The sequence below is a fragment of the Streptomyces tardus genome (assembly GCF_018101125.2).
GTDB lineage: Bacteria > Actinomycetota > Actinomycetes > Streptomycetales > Streptomycetaceae > Streptomyces > Streptomyces tardus.
Map to the genome: position 1 here is coordinate 83,022 of NZ_JAELVF020000002.1, position 20,969 is coordinate 103,990.

General features: G+C 72.0%; 17 protein-coding genes and 1 pseudogene. 9 read left to right on the forward strand and 9 right to left on the reverse strand.

The genetic code is table 11. The features are described from left to right. Positions 1–55: 55 nt before the first annotated feature. Positions 56–1,648: a B12-binding domain-containing radical SAM protein gene (locus JGS22_RS21310; RefSeq protein WP_236074239.1), complete on the reverse strand. Its 1,593-nt coding sequence runs from the start codon at positions 1,646–1,648 to the stop codon at positions 56–58. 384 nt (positions 1,649–2,032) lie between these two features. Further along, positions 2,033–2,251: a DUF4287 domain-containing protein gene (locus tag JGS22_RS21315; protein ID WP_211039334.1), complete on the reverse strand. Its 219-nt coding sequence runs from the start codon at positions 2,249–2,251 to the stop codon at positions 2,033–2,035. Positions 2,252–2,405: 154 nt separating this feature from the next. Between JGS22_RS21315 and JGS22_RS21320 the strand changes: the two genes are divergently transcribed. Next, on the forward strand, positions 2,406–2,927 hold the full coding sequence (locus JGS22_RS21320) for a TetR/AcrR family transcriptional regulator (protein ID WP_211039335.1): 522 nt from the start codon (positions 2,406–2,408) through the stop codon (positions 2,925–2,927). Between the two features lie 225 nt (positions 2,928–3,152). On the opposite strand, the gene JGS22_RS21325 is transcribed toward JGS22_RS21320, so the two are convergent. The 5 genes from JGS22_RS21325 to JGS22_RS21345 all read right to left on the reverse strand — a co-directional run bounded on the left by JGS22_RS21325 (position 3,153) and on the right by JGS22_RS21345 (position 9,340). After that, the gene (locus JGS22_RS21325) at positions 3,153–4,676 is read right to left on the reverse strand and encodes a catalase (RefSeq protein WP_211039336.1); all 1,524 of its coding nucleotides are present in this window, start codon (positions 4,674–4,676) and stop codon (positions 3,153–3,155) included. A gap of 592 nt (positions 4,677–5,268) precedes the next feature. Then, positions 5,269–6,612 carry an MFS transporter gene (locus JGS22_RS21330; protein WP_211039337.1) on the reverse strand — a complete coding sequence of 448 codons (1,344 nt, stop codon included), beginning with the start codon at positions 6,610–6,612 and terminating at the stop codon, positions 5,269–5,271. Next, positions 6,609–7,430, reverse strand: coding sequence for a Rossmann-like domain-containing protein (locus tag JGS22_RS21335; RefSeq protein ID WP_211039338.1), 822 nt, complete (start codon positions 7,428–7,430; stop codon positions 6,609–6,611). The genes JGS22_RS21330 and JGS22_RS21335 overlap by 4 nt, the downstream gene beginning before the upstream one ends. A 106-nt stretch (positions 7,431–7,536) precedes the next feature. After that, complete coding sequence (locus JGS22_RS21340) at positions 7,537–8,571, reverse strand: pyridoxal-phosphate dependent enzyme (protein ID WP_211039339.1); 1,035 nt, start codon at positions 8,569–8,571, stop codon at positions 7,537–7,539. Beyond that, positions 8,564–9,340: a class I SAM-dependent methyltransferase gene (locus JGS22_RS21345; RefSeq protein ID WP_216815106.1), complete on the reverse strand. Its 777-nt coding sequence runs from the start codon at positions 9,338–9,340 to the stop codon at positions 8,564–8,566. Before JGS22_RS21345 ends, JGS22_RS21340 begins: the two co-directional genes overlap by 8 nt. 670 nt (positions 9,341–10,010) lie before the next feature. Here JGS22_RS21345 and JGS22_RS21350 point away from each other — a divergent pair. From JGS22_RS21350 to JGS22_RS21380, 7 genes and pseudogenes are all read left to right on the forward strand, one after another. Beyond that, positions 10,011–10,523 (forward strand): SRPBCC family protein, encoded by a 513-nt coding sequence (locus JGS22_RS21350; RefSeq protein ID WP_211039974.1) that lies wholly within the window; start codon positions 10,011–10,013, stop codon positions 10,521–10,523. Between the two features lie 28 nt (positions 10,524–10,551). Further along, a pseudogene (locus tag JGS22_RS21355) lies at positions 10,552–12,897 on the forward strand (FdhF/YdeP family oxidoreductase). An 86-nt stretch (positions 12,898–12,983) separates the two neighbouring features. Beyond that, on the forward strand, positions 12,984–13,193 hold the full coding sequence (locus JGS22_RS21360; protein WP_211039975.1) for a hypervirulence associated TUDOR domain-containing protein: 210 nt from the start codon (positions 12,984–12,986) through the stop codon (positions 13,191–13,193). Positions 13,194–13,198: 5 nt separating this feature from the next. Beyond that, the gene (locus JGS22_RS21365; RefSeq protein WP_211039976.1) at positions 13,199–13,735 is read left to right on the forward strand and encodes a DUF488 domain-containing protein; all 537 of its coding nucleotides are present in this window, start codon (positions 13,199–13,201) and stop codon (positions 13,733–13,735) included. Between the two features lie 219 nt (positions 13,736–13,954). Beyond that, positions 13,955–15,064 carry a ferric reductase-like transmembrane domain-containing protein gene (locus JGS22_RS21370; RefSeq protein ID WP_308405835.1) on the forward strand — a complete coding sequence of 370 codons (1,110 nt, stop codon included), beginning with the start codon at positions 13,955–13,957 and terminating at the stop codon, positions 15,062–15,064. A gap of 300 nt (positions 15,065–15,364) precedes the next feature. Next, positions 15,365–16,408 (forward strand): glycosyl hydrolase, encoded by a 1,044-nt coding sequence (locus JGS22_RS21375; RefSeq protein WP_211039977.1) that lies wholly within the window; start codon positions 15,365–15,367, stop codon positions 16,406–16,408. A 776-nt stretch (positions 16,409–17,184) separates the two neighbouring features. Continuing rightward, positions 17,185–17,652 (forward strand): Rieske (2Fe-2S) protein, encoded by a 468-nt coding sequence (locus JGS22_RS21380; RefSeq protein ID WP_211039978.1) that lies wholly within the window; start codon positions 17,185–17,187, stop codon positions 17,650–17,652. Between the two features lie 174 nt (positions 17,653–17,826). Here the strand turns inward: JGS22_RS21380 and JGS22_RS21385 are convergent, their stop codons facing one another. Continuing rightward, complete coding sequence (locus tag JGS22_RS21385; protein ID WP_211039979.1) at positions 17,827–19,143, reverse strand: aminotransferase class I/II-fold pyridoxal phosphate-dependent enzyme; 1,317 nt, start codon at positions 19,141–19,143, stop codon at positions 17,827–17,829. Positions 19,144–19,196: 53 nt separating this feature from the next. Between JGS22_RS21385 and JGS22_RS21390 the strand changes: the two genes are divergently transcribed. Further along, positions 19,197–19,880 (forward strand): pyridoxamine 5'-phosphate oxidase family protein, encoded by a 684-nt coding sequence (locus tag JGS22_RS21390; RefSeq protein WP_211039980.1) that lies wholly within the window; start codon positions 19,197–19,199, stop codon positions 19,878–19,880. On the opposite strand, the gene JGS22_RS21395 is transcribed toward JGS22_RS21390, so the two are convergent. Continuing rightward, positions 19,857–20,963: an EamA family transporter gene (locus JGS22_RS21395; protein WP_211039981.1), complete on the reverse strand. Its 1,107-nt coding sequence runs from the start codon at positions 20,961–20,963 to the stop codon at positions 19,857–19,859. The two genes, JGS22_RS21390 and JGS22_RS21395, sit on opposite strands and share 24 nt — an antisense overlap. Positions 20,964–20,969 lie beyond the last annotated feature (6 nt).

Consider the following 20,969-nt stretch of genomic DNA (forward strand, 5'->3'; position numbering starts at 1 on the left):
CTTTCCGTAGAAGGGGGGAACGGGAGAAGCAGGGGCAGTCGGAAAAATCAGCGGGTCAGCACAGGAAGGGGTTGTCGTCCGCGTCGTAGACGAGCCCGACCTTGCGGTACGCCTCCTTCACACGCGTGTCGAACGCCCGGTAGCGGGGGGCGGTGCGGACGAGCTCCGCCTCGATCAGCTCGTGGGTCTCCTCTTCGAGGTGTTCGGTGGCCGTCGGGCCGGCGGCGGCGTCGAGCAGCAGCCGGAAGAGGTCCAGGTCCGTCTCGCGCAGATCGATGGAGAGCCCGTGCATCAGGGCAAGTTCGGCGTCGTCCAGGGCCTTGGGAGCGGAGAGCGGGTCGATGGCCTTGTCGTAGACCGCCGCGTGCTCCTTCTGCCAGCGCTTGAGTGCGCCGTAGACGCACCTCACACGGGGGTCCAGTACGTCGTAGCGCGTGTTGCCGAGCGCGTCCTGGTCGATCTGCAACCCGCCGCGTCTGGTCAGTGTTCTGGTGAAGTTGGTGCCGGCCGCGGCGTACATCTCGGTGAAGATGCCCTTGGAGATCGTCCACGCGTAGCGGCGCATCGCGGCGTAGTTGTCCTCGAGTTCCGCCAGCGTGGTGCGGTCGTCGAAGAGGATGTGCCCGGCCTGTACGTAGATGCCGTGGGCGCGGAAACGGTCCAGCGCTGCGTAGTTCTGCTCCACGGTGGCCCGTTTGGCCATTCGGCGCAGGGCGGACTGTGAGAAGTTCTCGATGCCGCAGGAGAAGGAGAAGAACCCGGCCCGCGCGAGTTCCCGGACCACGTCCTCCTCGGCGCGGTCGGCGCGTATCGAGCCGCGCAGCCTCGGGCTCAGTCCGCGGGCCTCGAACTCGTCCGCGAGCTCGGCGCACCAGGCGGCGTCCCGCGGCGGCTCGACCAGCGAATCGTCGATGACCTTGAAGTACCGGGCACCGGCTTCCCACAGCTGCTCGATCTCGTCGGCGACGTCCCGGATGCTGCGCTGGCGCCAGTTCGATCCGCCGCCGACCCGTTCGAAGGCGATGATGGAGCAGAAGGTGCAGGTGGCCTGGCAACCACGGGCCGTCTGCAGATGGACGAGGCTGCGCCGCGCGATCGTCAGATCGAGAGTGTCGCGGTGCGGGTGCGGCAGCTGCGAGAAGGGGAGCTTGGGGGCGGGCTCGAAGTTGTGGCACAGCGAGCCGTCCTCGTCGCGGAAGCTCAGGCCCGGAATGCTCGCCAGCGCCGGGGTGCCGGTGCGTACGTGCTCGGCGAGAAGGCACATCGGCAACTCGCCCTCGCCGCGCACCACCGCGTCGAACCCGGCCTCGAGGAACTCGTTGGCGTGGAAGGTGGGACCGTAGCCACCGGCCACCGTCAGCGGTCGGACCCCGGCCCGCTGTACCAATTGCATGGCCTCGATGGCGCGCATCATGTTGCTGCGGTAGCAGGCGAAACCCACCAGTGAGGGGCGAGCCTCGACGATGCGCCGGGCCAGCGCCTCCACGTCGATCCCCTGCAACCACCCGTCGACGAGGTCGACCCGGTGCCCCTCCTGACGCAGGTAGGCGGCAAGGTATCCGAGACCGAGGTTCTCCTCCGCGGTGCGGTGCGTGACCGGTGAGGGCGTGGCCAGCACGATGCGGTCCTGGCCGTTCCGTCTGCTCATGGCGTTCAGGATCGCCCTCGGCGATCTCTGCCCGGTCGGCGTCGGATCGCCGCCGGATGCCCGTCGCCCCGCTCCGTGGGTTGCGGCGCGCTTGCCTCGCGTCGGAGCGGCTCCGCCCGTCGGGCCGGTGGGTGGGCCTGGCCCGGCGCCCGGTCGAGGCCGCGTACGAGCGGTCGTGGCGGGCCCGACCCGCTGCTCGCGACGTGCGCGAACGATGACTGCTGCCCACCGCGCGGTGCCGCAGAAGGCACCGAACGGTGGGCCGCGGAGGGCGTGGGAGGATCGCGCAGCCTACAAGGTGGCAGGCCGGACCGCTCGACTCCGGCCATCGCCGGCTCAGCGGCGCCGAGCCGTGACGCTCGCCCAACGCGCGTCAGCCACGGCTCACTTCGTGCTCTTGCCGTCCTCGGCGAGAGTGTGTGCGACGAGCGCGTTGGCGTGACCGTGACCCAGCCCGTGCTCGGTCTTGAGCCAGGCGACGAGTTCCATGTGCTTGGACAGGGGCGAGCTGCGGATCAACTCCTTCCATTCGTCGATCGGCCGGCCGTACTTCTTCTCGATCGAGGGGAAGTAGCTGGCGGGGCCCTTCACTTGGTCGGCCATGAGTCTCGTTCCATCCGTTCGTGCTCGGTGATCGTGGTCGGTCGGTGGCCGGTGGTCACCCAGTGCGCCGCAGCGGCGGGGCGGTGGTTACGGACGGGCCGGGGGCTCCTCGGCCATCAGCCGGGCGGCGACCGCGGTAAGCCAGAGCACCAGCATGGACGACATCGCGAAGCTGGCCGCGGTGTCCAAGCAGACCGTCTACAAGCACTTCTCCGACAAGGAGAAGCTGTTCGCCGAGATCGTGCTGGCCACCACCGACCGGATCGACGGCATGCTCGACCTGGTGGGCCACGTCCCGGCCGACGCCGACGCCCTGGAAGCGAGCCTGACCCGTCTCGCCCGACAGTTTCTGGCCGCGCTCACCCAACCCCAGGTCCTTCAGCTGCGGCGCCTGGTCATCGCCAACGCGGACGCCTTCCCCGAGCTGGGCGCGAGCTGGTACGAGCAGGGGTTCGAACGGGTGCTCACCACCCTGGCGGCCACCTTCCAGGACCTCACCGACCGGCGGCTGCTGCGGTGCGAGGAACCGCTCCTGGCCGCCAACCACTTCTCCGGTCTGCTGCTGTGGATCCCCGTGAACAGGGCCATGTTCCACGGCAGTCTGCAGGACAGCGAGGCCGATCTCGACCACTGCGCCACCGCCGGCGTACGCGCCTTTCTCGCCGCCTACCGCTGACCGGCGACGGCAGAGCCGGGCGGCACGGGCTGTCGCCGGCGCACCGACCGGCGCACCGGACCCGCGTCCCGGCCGGTGCGGCCGGAGGCCGGAGCCGACCGGAGGCCTGCCCAATGCGCCGCGGCTCGGTCGGGTCCGGGAGACCGGCCGTCGCTCCGGCGCGGAAGGGGCAACGGCGGGCCGCGGCGCCCCCGTTGGAGGAGACGCCGCGGCCCGCCGAGCGGATCACGCCTTGCGTTGCATACTGCTGCGGGCCGGGTTCGCCTGCTGATCGGCCTTGGGGTCCTTCTCGCCCTGCTTGGCCCGTACGCCTTCCTCGATCCTGGCGCCTACGTCCGGGTCGACGTTGCGCCAGTAGGTGAAGGCGCGCACCAGCACGGGTTCGGTGACGCCGTTCAGCAGGTGCCCGACGACGTTGTCCACCAGACGGTCGCGCGCCGCGTCGTCGAACACCTCCCGCACCATCGTTCCGGCCTGCCCCCAGTCGTCGTCCTCGGCGTGCGAGACGTACGCGGCGCGAGTGATCTCACCGTCGGCGTGCCAGCTGGGAGGGTTGCCGTGGCGGTCGGTGTCGGCCGCCGGCCCGCCCTTGCTGTTGGGCGCGTACACCGGGTCGGAGGTCAGCCGGTAGGCCATCGCCCCGTCCTTGGAGTAGGTGTTCACCTCGGCCACCGGGGCGTTGACCGGCAGCTGCTGGTAGTTGCCGCCGATCCGGTAGCGGTGCGAGTCCGCGTAGGAGAAGAGCCGTGCCAGCAGCATCCGGTCCGGGCTCGGGCCGATCCCGGGGACGAGGTTGTTGGGCTGGAACGCGGCCTGCTCGATCTGGGCGTGGTTGTCGGTGGGGTTGCGGTCGAGCGTCATCGTGCCGACCTCGTGCAGCGGGTAGTCCCCGTGCGGCCACACCTTGGTCAGGTCGAACGGGTTGAACCGGTAGCCGGGCGCGTCCTCGTACGGCATCAGCTGCACGTACAGCGTCCAGCTCGGGTACTTGCCGTCGCGGATGTGCTCGAACAGATCGCGGGTGTGGTAATCCGTGTCGGCCGAGGCCATCTGGTCGGCCTCGTGCTGGGTGAAGTGCTCGATGCCCTGGTCGGTCTTGAAGTGGTACTTGACCCAGAACCGCTCGCCCGAGGCGTTGATCCACATGTACGTGTGCGAGGTGTAGCCGTTCATGTGGCGCCAGGTGCGCGGGATGCCGCGGTCGCCCATCAGCCAGGTGACCTGGTGCGCCGACTCCGGGGAGAGCGTCCAGAAGTCCCACTGCATGTCGTGGTCGCGCAGGTTGTTGTCGGCCCGCCGCTTCTGGGAGCGGATGAAGTGCTGGAACTTCATCGGGTCCTTGACGAAGAACACCGGAGTGTTGTTGCCGACCATGTCGTAGTTGCCTTCGCTGGTGTAGAACTTCACCGCGAAGCCGCGCGGGTCGCGCCAGGTGTCCGGGCTGCCGCGCTCTCCGGCCACGGTGGAGAAGCGTGCCACCAGCTCCGTCGTGGTGCCGGGCTGGAAGAGCGCAGCCCGGGTGTAGGCGCTGACATCGCCGGTCACCCGGAAGTTCCCGAACGCGCCGCTGCCCTTGGCGTGCGGCTGGCGCTCGGGGATGCGCTCCCGGTTGAACTGGGCCATCTGTTCGATGAGGTAGGCGTCCTGGAGCAGGATGGGGCCGCCGGCGCCGACGGTGAGTGAGTGTTCGTCGCTCTCGACGGGCGCGCCCGCGTCGGTCGTCGTCGGGGTGTGCTGAACCTTCGCCATCGACACTGTCTCCTTCGACTGTGAGTGGTCTGCGCGCGGTGGTGTCCGCCCGGCTGCCCGGGGCCGTACGGCCGTCGCGGCTGGTTCGGTCCGGCGGACCGTGCCGGGAGGGGCCGGGCCACCGAGCCGAACGCGGTACCGGAACGAGTGGTGTTCCGGGTTCTGCGGCAAGGCTCCCGCTCGCACCGGAGTCCTGCTGTGCGCCGCGCCGACCCCGGGCCGGCACGCACCCGCCGCCCGGGGCGGACCGCAGCGACGAGTCGCAGCAGCGCGACCCGTCCGGCGATGTCGCTCACAGGGCGGGTTCGGGACGGCTGCCGCGGTGCGGCGGTGTCCAAACGTGCCCGATCCGAGACTGCGGCTCAGGCCCGTCCCCCGCGACCGCACGCCGACACCGCTCGACCGGTCGGGTTGTCCCGCGCCGGCCCGCCCGCCCCGGTGCGGTTCCGGGGTGCGCACCGGTCGGCGGTGTGCTGCATCCGGCATCCGTGTCCCGGGTTGCCGGACTCGCCCACGGCCCGTACGACCTGCGCGAAGAGGCGTTCGCCCCCGGCGCGGCGTACGGTGCCGTCCCGCCCGGAGAGGTGTCGCCTCACCCGACGTGCGTTGCCGGCGCGGACCGGGCGACCGTCCGGGCGAGGACGAGAGCCGCCAGCGTCAGCCCGCCCAGCGCCGCCGCCGTTCCGGGGTGGCCGCCGAGCGCGAGCCCCACGCCTCCGAGGCCCGCACCGAGGAAGACGCCGAAGCTCATCCCGGCGGCGTTGACGCTGAGCGCCGTACCGCGCAGAGAGCCGCAGCGGCGTACGAGCAACGTGGTGACGCAGGCTGCCACGACCGCGTGGCCGACGCCGACCAGCGCGGTCAGCAGGAGGGCGGGGAGCAGCGAGCCGGTGAAGAAGACCCCGACCACCGCGACCGTCGCGAGCAGCAGTGCCAGCGCCATCAGCGGCTCGGCGCGGACCCGCTGCCGCTCGGCGCTCAACAGCCGTCCGGCGTACAGGTTTCCGAGGAAGAACGAGGTGCCGCTGAGCGTCCACACCATCGCGAACATCCCGGGGCCGAGACCGAACCGCTCGTCGTAGAAGGCGGCCAGGTAGGCGAGGTACCCCATGAAGGCGGCGGTGCGCAGCATGGCGATCAGAAGCAGCGGGACCACCCCCGGCAGAGCGCCCAACAACCGGAAGGACTCCAGATATCCGGGCCGCTCCGGGCTGCGCGCCGCCTCCGGGCCCTCGCCTGCGCCGCGGCGGCGTGTGCGCAGCAGGAAGTACAGGGCGAGGGCGCAGCAGATCGCGGCGATCGCCCACAGGTCGCCCTGCCAGCCCCACAGCAGGGCGGGCACGGCCACCAGCGGCGCCGCGAGCAGAGCGGTCAGCGACTGCGTGGCGGTGACGAGGGTCGCCGCACGGCCGGCGGCGGCGTCGTTCTCGAAGCAGTCGGCGGCTGCCGCGGTGAGAGCGGGGTTGAGCACCGCGGTGGCGGCGCCGACGAGCAGGCAGAACGCAGCCAGGAGCAGCAGGTCGCCGCCGGCGCCCAGCGCGGCGGCCACTGCCAGCGCGGCCAGTCCGCCGGCCGCCGCGTGCTCCCTTCGCACCCGGTCGATCAGCGGCGCGAGCGCGGTGCCGACGGCCAGGGCCGCGAGCCCGCCGAGGCCTCGGAGTTGGCCGAGCGAGGCGACGTCGCCGCCCGCCGTGTGGGCGATCGGTACGAGGAAGGTGCTGTAGATGGTGAAGGGCACCAGCCCGACGGCCGAGGCGAGCATGAACGGCCACAGCAGGCGCGTCATCCTCAGATCCCCGGGGACCTCGTTCTCGCCCGCCGACTCCCGCTGTGCGGCGGCCTCCTCGGCTGTCCCTGACTCTCCGGCAGCGCCCGGCAACCCGGCAGAGTCCAGCGCCTCGACGGGGGTTCCCGCCTCCGGGGTCCTGCCGCTCATTCCGCCTCCGCCCGGTAGCGGTAGAGCGCGGTGGCGTCGGCGCTGAACTGGGAGAAGGGAAAGGGCTCGGCGGACAGCGCGGTCACCCCGGCGCCGAGGAAGGCGCGTGCGACGGCGCTGCCGCTCTGGGCGTAGACCACCAGCGGAAGGCCCTGCTTGCGGCAGTGTTCGAGGATGCGGTCGAAGCTCCCGTTGCTCAGCGCCATGCCGGTGGCCACCACGGCGTCCGCCTCGGCGAGCACCTGCGTCATGTCGTCGGTCACGGGGTCGCCCCACTGGGTGGTGGTCAGATTGAAGTCGCAGGGCAGCGGGACGCCTCCCCGCCGGCGTATCGCCTCGACCAGCGGGTTGACGACGCCGATCAGGGCGACGCGCGCCCCGGGGGCGATGTCCAGCAGCCCGGCGACGGCCGCGTCCCTGGCCCGAGCCCGTACCTCGGGTGCCCCGGCGGGCAGGACGACGGCCTCGGCGATCGGTGTGTCGCGGTGGGGCTGCACCCGCCCGAGGTAGGCGTCGAGCGCGGCCAGGCGCACCGGCTCGCAGTCGTGCCGGAGGAGGGTGTCGAGGCTGCGCCCGGAGGCGTCGGCACAGAAGTCGGGGGCGAGCTCGCCGGTTTCGAACGCACAGGCGCCGAAGGCGTCGCCGGACCTCATCAGCAGGTAGTTGTTCCGGTAGGTGACCGGGCTGCCGGCGAGCCGGGTGGTGTGGTGGAGCCAGAAGGCGCTGGTGACGGCCAGCTCCCGGGGCCGGGGACCGTACGCGCCGTCGAGGACGGCATCGGCCAGCTCGGCCACGGAGTACGGGGGTGAGGGGGGCATGTCGGTTCCTTCGGACGGGGTGGTGACGGAGGTGGTGACGTACAGGGCGCGAACGCCGCCCGCGCGCCGACAGGCGGGCGAGCCGGCAGGCTGCCGGAACCGGGCCCTATGCCTTTTCGGGCACCGGTTCGGGACGGGCCGGCAGCTGCGCACGGTCTCGGGGAGGCCAGTCCATCGCCGACCACGGATGTCTCAACTCCTCCTGGGCGGCGGCCTCGTGGGGACGCATCGACCCCACTCCCACGGCGTCGGCGTGGCGGGCGTAGGCGGTGTCGACGTAGCGGTGTCCGGTGTCGGCGGCGAGGAAGACGTACGTGCCCTCGGCGGAGCGCTCACGTTCCCAGAGTGTGGCGAGGTAGGCCGCCCCCGCCGAGAGGCCGGCGAAGATGCCGGAGGCGCGCAGGAGTTCGACGGCGCCGGACATCGCGTAGTCGAAGTTGACCCAGTGGATGCGGTCGTACAGCTCGTGCCGGACGTTGTGGAAGGGGATGGAACTGCCGATGCCGGCAATGATCATGTCGGGGTCCGCCACATGCTCGGCGCCGAAGGTGACGCTGCCGAACGGCTGCACCCCGACGAGCCTCACCTGCCGGCCCGCCTCGCGCAGGCAGTCGGCGATGGCGCCGGTGGACGCGCCGGTTCCCACACCACCGACGAGCGTCAACGGTCCCTCGGGGACCTCCTTTCGGACGAGGTCGGCGACGTCCCGGTAGCCGAGGTAGTGGATCGAGTCGTGGTACTGCCGCATCCAGTGGAAGTGCGGGTTCTCCCGCAGCAGTTCACCGATCCGCTCCACACGCAGGTTCTGGTCCAGGCGCAGGTTCCGGGAGGGCCGGACCTGCTCCAGGGTGGCGCCGAGGATCTCCAGTTGGACCCTGAGAGTGCGGTCGACCGTCGTCGACCCGACGATGTGGCAGCGCAGGCCGTGGCGGTGGCAGGCCAGGGCGAGCGCATGGGCGTAGATGCCGCTGGAGCTGTCCACGAGGGTGTCGCCTGGCCGCACCTGGCCGGTGGCCAGGAGGTGGCGCACCGCGCCGAGCGCCGCGTACAGCTTCATCGTCTCGAAGCGCAGACAGATCGCGCCCGGCGGCACCGAGACGACGTCCGGTTCCTTCATGGCCTCGGCTATGTGCTCATGCATGTCCGGCCTCCCGGTCGGGCTGTGCGTGTCGGACGAACCTGAAAAGCAACGTGTGGCGGTCGCCGTCCTCCCGGGGCCCGCGGTGCACGACCTCGGGCCGGAAGCCGCGGTCCGCTCCGTGCCCGACGATGCGTCGCAGGTCCGCGGCGCCGGTCATCACCAGGTGGATCTCGCCGCCGGGCGCGAGCAGTTCGCGGTCGGCGATCTGGTCGAAGAAGCGCGTGACGATCTCGGCGCCGACGCGGAAGTTGCGGACCACGGTCGGGTCGTCGCCGGGCCGCGGGTCGGCCGCAGGAGGGTTGAAGGTGATGGCGTCCAGCCGGCAGGCGCTCGGGAACTCCTCGAAGAGGTGGCAGGCCAGCGGGTGCAACACCGTATCCGACCGGTCCCCGACGAGGCGCCGGTAGTGCGCCGCGGCCGTCGCCACGCTGTCCGGGTGGATGTCGGACGCCCAGACCTCCCGCGCCCCGCGGGTGCCGGCGATCACGGCCTCGACGCCGAGCCCGACCCCCATCGCGGCGTACGACCGCCCGCGGACGGCGATCGTGCCGTCCAGCAACCGGTCGTGCACGACGCGGCTGGTCTCGTCCGGCTCGAAGACGCCCGCAGGCACCGTGAGATCCCAGCCGTTGTAGCCGTACCTCCGCGTGGTGTGGAGGGCGGAGGACGGTCCGCCGGGCCCGGGGGCACTTCGAGGCGGCTGTGCCTCGGGCAGCGATCTCAGCAGGTCGCTGACGTCGTCCTGCGACGCCGCGGGCCGGTGGGTCATCAGTGTCTCCGTGGTCGGGTGCGGGGTGGAAGCGCGGGGCTGGGGTCGCGGGGCAGGCCGTCGGCGGTCGCGAGCGGTGGGCCGGGCGGCTCGCCGGGCGGGGTCCGGCGGTCCGCCCGACCAACGTCCGGCGGGGCGGGCCCGCTTGGCGGTGGGCGCGCACCGGGAGCAGGGCTCGGCCCTCGACTCCGGACCGGACGGCCGGCCCGGACGGGTCAGCGGGTCGGGACGGGCGGGCGTCCGGGTTCCGCCCGTGCGCCGGCGGCTTGGGGCGAGGCGCTGCGCCGTTCCGTGCGGCGTCGGTAGTGGGTGGACATGCTGCTCCCGGCTGATCACGTGGACGGGCCCGAGCCGTATCCGCCGAACAGGAATGCGGGCCCGAGCCCGAGCAGCATCCATCAGATGAAAATGATTGTCAATACAATCCGAGCTCCGCACGGCCTGTTCCGCGTCGACAAGCCTCCGCCAACTTCCGTGCGCACCCGCGCCGTTGGCCGGGCACCGAACCCTCGCGCGCCTGCCCCGACAGCAGGCCGGCGCGCGAACCGTCCGCGCGGAGCGAAAGCCGTACCGCCCCTCGCTGCCGCACCCCCGCAAGATCCACATGGCAGCCGTACGCGGAGGCCGCGACACTCGGAGAGGACCAGCCATCGGCGACGGGGGGCGAGCAATGACCACTGTCGAAGAGACCGTCCGGGTCGCGGTGCCGGTGCGCACCGCCTATGACCAGTGGACCCGGTTCGGGATGTTTCCCCGGTTCATGCCCTCGGTGAAGAGGGTGGAGCAGACCAGACCGTCGATCACGCGCTGGACCGTGGGGGTGGGGCCGCTCCGCCACGAGTTCACGACGGAGATCGTGGAGCAGCAGCCGGACACCCGCGTGGAGTGGCGGAGCCTGGACGGTCGGCACCGGGGCGAGGTGACGTTCCACGAGGTGGCCCCGGACCGGGCGGCGGTCACCGCGCAGCTGCGGGTCCTGCGACCGGGCGCCGCGTTCCTCGCCTCCGACGTGTTCGGACTCGTCCGCCGCGTGATGCGGGTCGAGCTGGCGCACTTCAAGGAGTTCGTCGAGGACCGAGACCGGGAGGTCGAGGGCTGGCGCGGGACGATTCGCGACGGGCGGGTCTGCCCGGTGGATTCCACACCGCCGTGGAGCAGCGTGCCCCGATGGCCCGTGGGCTGAACGAGCGGTACGAGAGCGGGAGGTCGCTTTGACGCACAGTCCTGCGGGCGGGGAGCCCGAAGAGGAACTCTCGGTGACCGCGCCCAAGGAGTGGGCAGCCGGTGTGCCCGCGGTGGCGCACGCCCTGGAGTACTCCCTGGAGGAGACCTCCGTGCGGCGCACCGGGCTGACCCTGCTGAACATGAACCAGGTCGACGGGATCGACTGTCCCGGCTGCGCTGGGCCGACCCCTCACCCGGCCGCCGGCATCTCAACGAGTACTGCGAGAACGGCGCCAAGCACATCAACGACGAGGCCACGTCCCGGCGGATCACCGCAGACTTCTTCCGCGAGCACTCGATCCCGGAGCTGGCCGAACGCTCCGACCTCTGGCTCAACCAGCAGGGCCGGCTCACCGAACCGATGGTCAAGCGACCCGGCTCGCAGCACTACGAGCCCATCGAGTGGGACGACGCCCTGGACCTGATCGCCGACGAACTGAAGTCGGCGGACTCCCCCGACGAGGCCGTCTTCTACACCTCCGGCCGGGTGAGCAACGAAGCCGCCTTCGTCCTTCAGCTGCTGGCTCGCGCCCACGGCACCAACAACCTGCCGGACTGCAGCAACATGTGCCACGAGTCCAGCGGTTTCGCGCTGCACGAGACCCTGGGCACCGGCAAGGGAACGGTGAGCCTGGAGGACCTGCACCAGGCCGACCTGATCTTCCTCGTCGGACAGAACCCGGGCAGCAACCACCCGCGCCAGCTCGCCGCGCTGGAGCAGGCAAAGCGCAACGGAGCCCGGATCGTCGCGGTCAACCCCCTGCCGGAGGCGGGTCTGCTGCGGTTCAGGAATCCGCAGAAGGCCCGCGGTGTGATCGGTCGCGGCGTACGGATCGCCGACCGGTTCCTGCAGATACGCAGCGGCGGCGACCTCGCGCTCTTCCAGGGGCTGAACCGGCTGCTGCTGGAGGCCGAGGACGCCCGGCCCGGCGGCGTACTGGACCACGACTTCATCCGTTCGCACACCAGCGGCTTCGAGGAGTTCTCCCGTCACGCCCGGTCCGTCGCGTGGGAGGACGTTCTGCGGGCGACCGGGCTGACGCGGGCCGAGATCGAACTGGTCCGCAACGACGTGCTGCGCAGCAAGCGGGTCGTCGTCTGCTGGGCGATGGGCATCACCCAGCACAAGCACGGCGTCCCGACGATCAGAGAGATCGTCAACTTCCTGCTGCTGCGCGGGAATCTCGGCAGGGTCGGCACCGGCGCCTGCCCGGTACGCGGACACAGCAACGTGCAGGGCGACCGCACCATGGGCATCTGGGAGCAGATGCCCGACTCCTTTCTCGACGCGCTGCGCGAGGAGTTCGGCTTCGAGCCGCCGCGGGAGCACGGACTCGACTCGGTCGACTCGATCAGGGCCATGCACGAGGGACGGATCAGGGTCTTCCTCGGAGTCGCGGGCAACTTCGTGATGGCGGCTCCGGACACGGACTTCACGATGGCGGCGATGCGCAGGTGCCGTCTCACCGCGCACGTCTCGACGAAGCTCAACAGGTCGCACACGGTCTGCGGCGAGACCGCGCTGATCCTGCCGACCCTGGGCCGCACCGAGGTCGACGTCCAGTCCGGCGGCGAGCAGTTCGTCACCGTGGAGAACTCGATGAGCGAGGTGCACACCTCGCGCGGACGACTGGAGCCCGCGTCCCGGCGGCTGCTCAGCGAGGTCGCCATCCTGTGCCGGCTGGCACGCCGCACCGTGGGCGGGAGGGTCGACGTCCCCTGGGAGCGGTTCGAAGCCGACTACGGGTCGATCCGGGACCGGATCGCCCACGTCGTACCGGGGTTCCAGGACTTCAACCGACGGGTGGCCCGTCCGGGCGGCATCCTGCTGCCCAACCCGGTCAACGAGGGAGTTTTTGTGACCTCGGTGGGCCGGGCCCTGTTCACCCGCAACGCCTGGGAGATGCCCGCAGGCCCCGGCGGGTCACCTGCTGCTCCAGACGCTTCGGGCGCACGACCAGTGGAACACCGTCCCGTACACCAACGACGACCGCTACCGGGGCATCCACGGGAGCCGCATGGTCGTCCTGGTCAGTCCCCACGACATCGCCGAACTCGGGCTGGCCGAGGGGCAGCGGGTCGACCTGGTCGGGGTGTGGGACGGCAGGGAGGAGCGCCGCGCGGAGGGCTTCCGCGTCGTCCCGTACCCGACGAGCCGCGGCTGCGCGGCGGCGTACTACCCCGAGACCCAGGTGCTGGTGCCGCTGAACAGTGTGGCGGACATCAGCAATCAGCCCACGTCGAAGTCGCTGGTCGTCCGCCTGGAACCCGCACCCGCGGGAGCGGGCGCCGCGACGGAGCCGAACGCGGGGGCGGAGCCGGGGCCGGACTGACGGGCCGGACTGACGGGCCGGGCTGTCGGGGCGGACTGTCGGGGCGTGGGGTGTCCCGAAGCGACGAGCGGATCGGAGCGAAAGCAATGGCGAACGACTTCTCCGTGGGCGATCACGTGCGCTGGAACTCGGAGGCCGGGCACGTCGAGGGCGTCGTCATCGAAAAGCACACACGCGACGTGGAGTTCAAGGGCCGCATCCGGCGCTGCTCCGAGGACGACCCGCAGTACGAGATCAGGAGCGACCGGACCGACCACACCGCCATGCACAGAGGCGGTGCCCTGACGAAGGCGTGACGGCGATGGGCGCCCCGGTGCACACGATCGGACATTCGACGCGCAGATTCGACGAGGTGCTGGAGATGCTGCGTGCACACGACGTCACCCGGCTCGTCGACGTGCGTTCCTTCCCCTCGTCGAGGAAGCATCCCCAGTGGAACCGGACGGCGATCGTCGAGCTGCTGCCGCCCGATCTCCCGTACCAGTGGATGCCCCGGCTCGGAGGCCGCCGCTACACCCCCAGCGGCGTTCCCAGCGAGAACGGTGCCTGGCGGGTGAAGGCGTTCCGCGACTACGCCGACTACATGGCGGGGGACGAATTCGCCGAGGGGCTGCGGGAGTTGATCGGCCTCGCCGAGCGGGGACGGCCCGCCGTGATGTGCAGCGAGGCGGTGCCGTGGCGCTGCCACCGCCGGCTCATCACCGACGCACTGCTGGTCGCCGGGGTGGAGGTCGTGCACATCATGTCGAGGAACGCCTCCCGGCCGGCCGTCCTGAACGAGCACGCGAGACTTTGCGACGGCCGCCTCGTCTACCCGCCGGACCCGCAGACGCCCTGAGGCCGCCCCGGGGCGCGACGGGCGGGCCGTGCCCGTGCCCGCAGGGGCGTTCGCATTCTCCGGGTGTGCCGCACCGCCGTCGTCCACGAAGTCTGATCATCGTCTTCCGTACCGGGATACGTGCAGATACCCTCCACCGTGGGGCAGTTGGCCGTCCACGAACTCCCCTGTGGGTCTCCCGTCAGTGCTCCGCGAGAACAGCAGGAGGGCGAGTTCGTGGTGCCGAATTCCTCTGTGCCGACAACGCCCGCTCCCCTGCGCGGCAAGGACCGCGGCCGGTTCGACTGGGCGGCGCTGCGCGCCGATCTGCGGGGCGCGGTCCCCGACGCCTCACTCGCCCTGCTCATCACCGTGTTGATCTACTGCCTGCTCTACGTCCGCGTGGAGAACGGCAGTTCGGCGACGATCAAGATCATGCCGATGCTGGCGGACGCCGACGAGTTCTGGATGTACTGGATGTGCCAGGCGTTCGGCTGGTCGGCGATGCTGTGGGCGTACGCCACGGTGGTCTTCGGACTGCTGCGCTCGGGGCCGAGGCCGCGTCTGCGCCGCCTCTCCGCGGCGCGGCTGGAGAAGTGGCACCGCACCACCAGCCTGACCACCATCGGCCTGATGTTCATGCACGCGCTGTTCTTCTTCCTGGAGCAGACACGCACCAACCGGGACCAGTGGTCGACCGGGCGCAGCATGTGGACCGCCTTCGTCGACGTGTTCGTGCCGGGCGGTTACGCCACCGGCACCGGCCGAGTCGCCATCCTGGTGGGCCTGTTGGCCCTGTATCTGGCCATCCCCCTGGGGCTCGCCTTCTACCTGCGCCACCGGACCGGTTCCCGCGCATGGCTGGCCCTGCACCGCTTCGCCATCGTCGTCTACATCCTGAGCGCCTGGCACACGCTGCTCTACACCACGCAGGGCTGGTTCGACGGCCCGTTCCGCACCATGCTCTGGGTGCTCCAGATCCCCATCGCGCTGCTGCTCCTCGCCCGGCTGGCGGCGCCGGCCCGGCGCAGTGAACGCCTCACCGCGCGCGGCCCGCGCACCCGCGAAACCGCACTGCCGGTCAGTGCCCGGTGGCTGGGCCGGGCCGCGGTGGTCGCCGTGCTGCTCGCTCTCGTGGCGGTGGTCGTCAGCGGGGTGGACGGCGGACGTTCACCGCAGGACCCGCCACTGGCTCCCTGGCCCGAGAAGTGGGTCCTGTGGGTCGGGCTGGCGCTCTTCGTCCTCGCCGCCGCGGCCACGGTCGTCCGCGTCCGCCGCCGGACCGAGGGCACCGGCGCCTCGAAGACGAGCGGCCCGGCCGGCTCCGGCTCCGGCTCCGGCTCCGGCTGAGCACGGCACGGGGCGCGGGCGCCGTACGCGACGCGCCCTGCCGCGTACGCGCGGTACACCTCGGGCGGGCTCGCCGGGGAGGCGCCAACTGCCGGGCTCACCAAGGGGGTTGGCGCTCGCCCCGACCGCCCGGTGCCGGGCGGCCCCGTTCCGCGGCTTCGGCCACACCCGGGCGGGCGCGCTCGCTAGATTGTGCGGTGCGCCGGGGAGAGCTGGACACTCAACCCGCGTTCCGGGCGCGGCACCACCGGGCTCCCCCCCGCAACGCAACGTCCCTGTCCCCCCACGAAAGAGACGTCCATGCGTATCCACCGAAGTCCGCGCTCCACCCGTCGTTCGCTCGCCGCGCTGGGCATCGCCGCCCTCACCGCGGCAGCCGCGGCCCTGAGCCTGGCCCCCACCTCGGCCCAGGCGCTGCCCGCCGCCGACAAGCAGGCCGTACTGGACTACCTGCACTCCGTCCAGGGGTCGGGGATCGTCTCCGGCCAGCACAACAAAGAGCCGGCCAACCAGCCCTCGCAGTACACCAAGCAGGTGCACGACATCACCGGCGAGTACCCCGGCCTGTGGGGCGGCGACCTGATGTTTCGCGAACAGGACGCGCGCGACCGGCAGTTGGTGATCGACCAGGCAAAGACGGAGTGGGCCAACGGTTCGCTGGTAGCGCTCTCCTGGCACGCCTGCCCGCCCACCGGACCGTCGACCTGCGAGTTCGAGGGCGGGGTGAAGTCCGACATCAGCCCGCAGGAGTTCCGCGACATCGTCACGGACGGCACCGAGCTGAACGCGACCTGGAAGAGCCGCCTGGACGAGATCGCGCCCTATCTCGAGCAGCTCCAGGACGACGGGATCCCGGCGCTCTTCCGGCCCTTCCACGAGATGAACGAGTCGTGGAACTGGTGGGGCGAGCAGCCCGGCGAGGACGGTGGCGCCCGGCTTTTCCAGCTCACCCGCGACTACCTCGAGGACACCAAGGGTGTGGACAACCTGGTCTGGGTGTGGAACGTCCAGGACAACCCCGACGGCGGCTGGGACAGCTACTACCCCGGTGAGGAGTACGCCGACGTCGTCTCGCTCGACGTCTGGTACAAGGGGCACCCCAGCGACGCGGACTACCGCCAACTGCGGGACACAGCCGGCGACAAGCCGATCGCACTCGCCGAGATGGGCAGGATCCCCGACGCCCAACTGCTGGAGAACCAGACGGAGTGGAGCTACTTCATGGTCTGGTCCGAGCAGTTGCGCGAGGACAACACCGACGAGGAGATCCAGGCCGCCTATTACCACTCCCGCACGCTCAACCAGGGCGAGCTGGAACTGGGTTCCGCAGCCGCTCGCCGCTGAGCGACGACGCTCCTCGCGCCCCGGCCCCGCCCGCCGTATGCCTTCGGGCTCCGGGCGGGCGGGGCCGGGGCGTCCCGGACCTGCCAGTGGGGCGCGTCCGTGGCGAGCGCCGGTCTGGCGCGCCGATGGAGTGCGCCGGTGGGGCGCGCCGGTGGGGCGCGCCGGTGGGGCGCGTCCGTCATCGGCGCCCGTCCGGCCGCAGTTCGACGAACGCCGAGCCGGTCGGCCGCTACCGTCGCCGCGGAGCGGAGCGGGCCCTGGGGTGGCCGCCCCCTCCCTTGGCCTTCTTCCGCTTCGCGGCCCCCCGGCCGACCATCCGCAGGATGCGGGCGACGAGGGTCAGAGCACGCAGGGCTGGCATCGCATCGCCCTCTTCCTGTGACGGGGTACGCCCTCGCGGGCCACCCGGGCTGCGGTACTTGCTCGCACCCACTGTCCGGCGCGCCCGCGCACGGCGCCACAGCTGCCGAGTCGAACGAGTGGCCTTCGCCGCCGAACCGCGAACAGCACGTCCTTCCACCGGCACCTCCGCCCGCAAGCACGCCCCGACCGCAGGCACGCCAAGGGGGCAGGCACGCCCGCCCGCGGGCCCGTGCGTCCGTCGGCGTGTGCAGGCGCACGCACGTCCGGCAGCACACACGTTGAACGCGCGGGCGCCGCGGCGCGTACTGGAGGTCACGGAGTCCGGGCCCCCGAACGCTCCGTACCGCCCGGATCCGGTGGGCCGACCGCAGCGACGGCGCCGCCGGTCCGGTCCCCGAGCAGGAAGGACCACCATGTCCGCAGCCAGGGCCAGCCGCCGTACCGTGCTCACCGCCGCCGGAGCCGCCGGTCTCACCACCGCGCTCGCCGCCTGCGGCGGTTCCGAGGACAAGGGCGCAGACGGTTCGAGCGATTCCGAGGACCGGTCCGCCGAGGGCAAGGAGTCGCCCGGGGGCGGCGAAGAGGGCGGCGACGGAAAGGAGTTGGCCAGGACGGACGACATCCAGCCCGGAGAGGGCAAGGTCTTCCGCGAGGAGAAGGTCGTGGTGGTGCAGCCCACGGAGGGCGAGTTCAAGGCGTACTCGGCCGAGTGCACCCACAAGGGATGCCTGGTGAGCTCGGTCAAGGACGGTTCGATCAACTGCGCCTGCCACCAGAGCGCGTTCTCCGTGGCGGACGGCAGCGTCACCGGCGGACCCGCCCGCGAGCCGCTGCCGGAGGCGCGGATCAACGTCGAGGGCGGCAGCATCAGGCTCGGCTGAGGACCGCAGCATCGGCCGCTCCGGGCGCCAACCGGCCGCGCGTGACGGCCCGTTCGCGCCCGGCCGCGCCGGTGTGCCGGGAGGTGCGGGGGTACGGGGGTGCGGGGTCGTACCGGGCAGGGCGCCCGGACACGTCCGCATACGCACCACCGCACCACCGCGCCGCCGGGCGGCTCAGCCGTAGCGGCGGGCCGGGCCGGGCCGGACCGCGTCCGCGACCGCATCGGCGAGCGCGTCGATGCGCGCGTCCTCCAAGCCCGAGACGGTCAGCCGGATCGCGGGCGGGGAGGAGAGTCGGAACCGGGCGCCGGGCGCGACCGCCCAGCCGGCCAGCAGCAGCCTGCTGACCACGGCGCTCTCCTCGGGGACCGGTACCCACACGTTCATCCCGCTGCGCCCGTGCGCCCGTACGCCCTGCCGCGCCAGCCGGTCCAGAAGCCGCGTCCTGGCCCGGTCGTACGCGGCGCCGACCTCGGCGGGGTCCACGGCGCCGCCGCGCCACAGTTCGCAGACGGTCGCCTGGAGGAGGTGGCTGACCCAGCCCGGACCGAGCAGCTGTCGGCCCCGGACTCGGTCGAGTGTGACCTCGTCGCCGGTCAGGACGGCCAGCCGCAGGTCCGGGCCGTACGCCTTCGCGGTGGAGCGCACCAGTGCCCAGTGCCTGGTGGCGCCGGCGATCAGTCGCGGCCGGGCGGCGACGATGCCGTGCCCGTGGTCGTCCTCGATCAGCAGTGTTTCGGGGCGCGCGGCGAGCAGCGCGCGCAACTCCCCGGCGCGGTCGGCGCCGAGCACGGCGCCGGTGGGGTTCTGGGCCCGGGTGGTGACCAGCAGGGCCCGCGCCCCCCTCTCGAGCGCGCACTCCACCGCCCCCGCCAGCGGGCCGTCGTCGTCGACCGCGACGGGCACCGGACGCAGTCCGAGCGCGGGAACCAGGTCGAGCAGGCTGCCCCACCCGGGGTCCTCGAGGGCGACCGCGTCACCGGGGCGCAGATGGGCGGCGAGTACGCGCTCGATCGCGTCGGAGGCGCCGGAGGTCACGGCGAGGGGGCCGTGCGGTACGCCGTCGCGCCGCAGCTGTTCGCGTGCCAACGTCTCGAACTCCTCGGTGAGGGAGGGTCCGCCGTACAGCGGGGCGGTGGCGCCGTACCGGGGCAGTACCGCGGCGAGCGCAGTCGGGAGCGAGGGCAGCAGGGCCGGGTCGGGGTTGCCCTGGGAGACGTCCGCGACCCCGCGCGGCACCTCCACACCCAGCGCCTCGCGCGGCGTGGTGGCGGGCCGGTCGCGGACGCGGCTGCCGCGTCGTCCGGCCGTCTCGATCACTCCGCGCTCGCGCAGGGTGCGGTATGCGGCAGCCACCGTGTTGGGGTTCACGCCCAGTTCGGCGGCCAACTGCCTGATGGGCGGGAGCAGTTGTCCCGGCGCCAGCTCACCCGCGCCGAGGTCGCCCTCCACACTGAGGGCGATCTCGGCTGCGTTCGTTCCTTCGATCATCTATCCTCCCCACACAAACATCATTATGCACTAATACAGAATCGAGGCACGCCGTGGGCGCCGACTATCCGACCACCGACCGAAACGTCCCCACCCGCAACCCCGGCCGGGCCCACTACGACCGCACGACAGTGCACGCGATACTCGACAGCGGCTTCCTGTGCCACCTGGGGTTCGTACGCGACGGCGCACCCGTCGTACTGCCCACCATGTACGTGCGCCACGGCGAGCAGATCTACCTCCACGGCTCCACCGGATCGCGGCCGATGCTCGCCGGTCGCGGCGAGGAGGGCCTGCCGGTGTGCGTCACCGTGACCCACGTCGACGCGCTGGTGCTGGCCCGCTCCGCGATGCACCACTCGCTCAACTACCGCTCGGTGATGGTCCACGGCACGGCCCGCGCCGTCACCGACACCGACCACAAGGCGGCCGTGCTGGACGCCCTCGTCGAACGCGTCGCCCCCGGCAGGTCGCAGGACATCCGCCCGGCCGACGCCCGCGAGCTCGCCGCCACCGCGCTGCTCCGCCTGGAGCTGGCCGAGGTCTCCGCGAAGGTGCGCGAGGGCGGGCCCAACGACGACGAGGAGGACCTCGGACTGCCGCACTGGAGCGGCATCGTGCCGGTGCGCACCGTGCACGGCGCGCCGGAGCCCGCAGCCGATCTGGACCCCTCGATCCCCGTGCCCGCCTACCTCGACGACCTCGACCGCACGCTACGAACCGCCGCCGGACGGTGAGTCGGACGGGCCCGTCCGGCTCGCAGGACCGGGAGTGCCCGCAGGGTCCAGCGCCCCCGGCGGGCCCTCCCGGTCGGGCAGATCCGTGCGCCCGACCGGGAGGGACAGCCCCGGGCGCTGCCCCCCGCCCCGGGCGACGGGCTCCGCGGCGGAGTGAACCGGCGTCGTACGCTGCGCGATCAGCGCACCGGTGAGCACCAGCGCACCGCCCAGAACCTGAACGGCTCCGAGCCGTTCCCCCAGCAGGAACCAGGCCAGCACCGTGGCGACGACCGCCTCCAGGCAGGCGATCACCCCGGCGACCTGCGGGGAGAGCCGGCGAATGGAGAGCACTCCGGTCAGATAGGCCAGCACGGTCGCCACCAGGACCGTCCAGGCCGCCAGCGCGTATCCCGGCACCTCGAACCCGTCCATCGCCGCGTACCGGCCGAGCACCGCCCACTCCATGTCCCACGGCCGGGCCGGGACGGTGAGGAGCAGCGCGCCGACGAGCAGGCCGTAGGCGATCACCCCGGCCGGCTCGGGCGGCGGCCGGTGGTCGCCGGCGCTGCCGTGGTCGGAGAGCACGAGGTACCCGACCTGACAGCAGGCGGCGGCGAGCGCGAGCGCGACGCCCAGTGCGTCGAACCCGAGCCCCGCCCACAGTTCGACGACGCAGACCAGGCCGGTCACCGCGGTGACGACGCCGACGGCCGCCTCGCGGCTCACCGGGCGGCGCTGGACGAATCGCACCCAGCCCAGCACCAGGGCGGGTGCCAGATACTCGATCAGCAGCGCCACTCCCACCGGGATGCGCGCGATCGCCGCGAAGTAGCACGCCTGCACTCCGGCGACGCCCAGCATGCCGAACCCCAGCAGCAGCGCCGGGCGTTCACGCACCAGGCGGCGGTGCCGCCAAGCGAGCGGAAGCAGCACCAGGGCTGCGCCCGCGGCCCGCACCCAGGCCACCTGGAGCGGAGCGAGACCGGCCTCGATGAGCGGTTTGGCCATCACTCCGGAACCACCGAAGGCGAAAGCGGACACCAGAGCGAGGGTCAGGCCCAGCCTCCGTGGGGGCGCGGCTGCGCGGTCGGGTGCGTGCATCCGCTC

Bases quoted from the DNA above. Each gene is read 5' to 3' on its own strand.
- JGS22_RS21320 (WP_211039335.1), top strand. From the start codon at position 2,406: ATGGACGACATCGCGAAGCTGGCCGCGGTGTCCAAGCAGACCGTCTAC.
- JGS22_RS21385 (WP_211039979.1), bottom strand. From the start codon at position 19,143: ATGATCGAAGGAACGAACGCAGCCGAGATCGCCCTCAGTGTGGAGGGC.
- JGS22_RS21375 (WP_211039977.1), top strand. From the start codon at position 15,365: ATGCGTATCCACCGAAGTCCGCGCTCCACCCGTCGTTCGCTCGCCGCG.
- JGS22_RS21360 (WP_211039975.1), top strand. From the start codon at position 12,984: ATGGCGAACGACTTCTCCGTGGGCGATCACGTGCGCTGGAACTCGGAG.
- JGS22_RS21335 (WP_211039338.1), bottom strand. From the start codon at position 7,430: ATGCCCCCCTCACCCCCGTACTCCGTGGCCGAGCTGGCCGATGCCGTC.
- JGS22_RS21340 (WP_211039339.1), bottom strand. From the start codon at position 8,571: ATGCATGAGCACATAGCCGAGGCCATGAAGGAACCGGACGTCGTCTCG.
- JGS22_RS21395 (WP_211039981.1), bottom strand. From the start codon at position 20,963: ATGCACGCACCCGACCGCGCAGCCGCGCCCCCACGGAGGCTGGGCCTG.
- JGS22_RS21350 (WP_211039974.1), top strand. From the start codon at position 10,011: ATGACCACTGTCGAAGAGACCGTCCGGGTCGCGGTGCCGGTGCGCACC.
- JGS22_RS21325 (WP_211039336.1), bottom strand. From the start codon at position 4,676: ATGGCGAAGGTTCAGCACACCCCGACGACGACCGACGCGGGCGCGCCC.
- JGS22_RS21380 (WP_211039978.1), top strand. From the start codon at position 17,185: ATGTCCGCAGCCAGGGCCAGCCGCCGTACCGTGCTCACCGCCGCCGGA.
- JGS22_RS21330 (WP_211039337.1), bottom strand. From the start codon at position 6,612: ATGAGCGGCAGGACCCCGGAGGCGGGAACCCCCGTCGAGGCGCTGGAC.
- JGS22_RS21310 (WP_236074239.1), bottom strand. From the start codon at position 1,648: ATGAGCAGACGGAACGGCCAGGACCGCATCGTGCTGGCCACGCCCTCA.
- JGS22_RS21345 (WP_216815106.1), bottom strand. From the start codon at position 9,340: ATGACCCACCGGCCCGCGGCGTCGCAGGACGACGTCAGCGACCTGCTG.
- JGS22_RS21315 (WP_211039334.1), bottom strand. From the start codon at position 2,251: ATGGCCGACCAAGTGAAGGGCCCCGCCAGCTACTTCCCCTCGATCGAG.
- JGS22_RS21365 (WP_211039976.1), top strand. From the start codon at position 13,199: ATGGGCGCCCCGGTGCACACGATCGGACATTCGACGCGCAGATTCGAC.